The 827-nt window shown below is 50.7% G+C and carries 1 protein-coding gene; it reads left to right on the top strand.

The features are described 5' to 3' along the window. Positions 1-342 (top strand): YadA C-terminal domain-containing protein (locus HMPREF2907_RS08175; protein WP_318259065.1); only part of this gene is annotated, 342 nt, incomplete at its 5' end. Positions 343-827: the final 485 nt, after the last annotated feature.

Raw genomic sequence — 827 nt, 5'->3', positions numbered from 1 at the left:
AGCCAGTTGTATTACACCAACCAGGCGATTAACCAAAACGTGACCAACATCGGCAATTACGTGGTGAACATGGGCAACCAAATCAACCAACGTATCGACAATGTGGAAAGCGACTCCAAAGCCGGTACCGCAGCAGCCATGGCGGTGGCAGGCCTGCCGCAAGCCTACCTGCCGGGTAAGAGCATGATGGCGGTTGCAGGCGGCGTTTACCGCGGTGAAAGCGGTTACGCAGTCGGCTTCTCCAGCATCTCCGACGGCGGCAACTGGGTCATCAAAGGTACTGCTACCGGCAACTCACGCGGCCACTACGGCGCGACCGCAGGTGTCGGCTACCAATGGTAATCCCGCTCTAAAGCTTGTTTGAAGGCAAAGCAAAGGTCGTCTGAAAACCCGAAACAGGGTTTTCAGACGACCTTTTTCTATTTTCTATATAGATTGAATGGGACGGGAATTGCTTTCCGAACATGTTCGGTTTCGCAAACACTTGATTAAAACAAAACGCTAAGGTTTTTTCAGACGACCCGTAGCGTGGTCTCTGCCACGAAATGAAGATAAAGACAACCGCCCGATTCAGATTGTCGGACAGAAGGTTTGCGGGCAAAGCCCACGCTACTTGGGTTATCCCAAGTCTGTTTTGATTGAATAAAAGGTCGTCTGAAAACGGGGGGAGCGAGTTTGTTTCTCCCAAACTCAAATCTCAAAGTTTTCAGACGACCTTGTTTTAACTTGCAACCTGCTCCCACTACCGTCCGGCGGGAGAGGGCTGGGGAGAGGGGGGGTTGCGGATTGCACGAATTTGATTTTATAGTGGATTAAATTTAAATCAG

The sequence above is a fragment of the Neisseria sp. HMSC055H02 genome, assembly GCF_001813335.1.
GTDB classification, from domain to species: Bacteria; Pseudomonadota; Gammaproteobacteria; order Burkholderiales; family Neisseriaceae; genus Neisseria; species Neisseria sicca_C.
The sequence above is the reverse complement of the archived record's forward strand: the minus strand, read 5'-3'. Positions and strand labels throughout refer to the sequence as shown.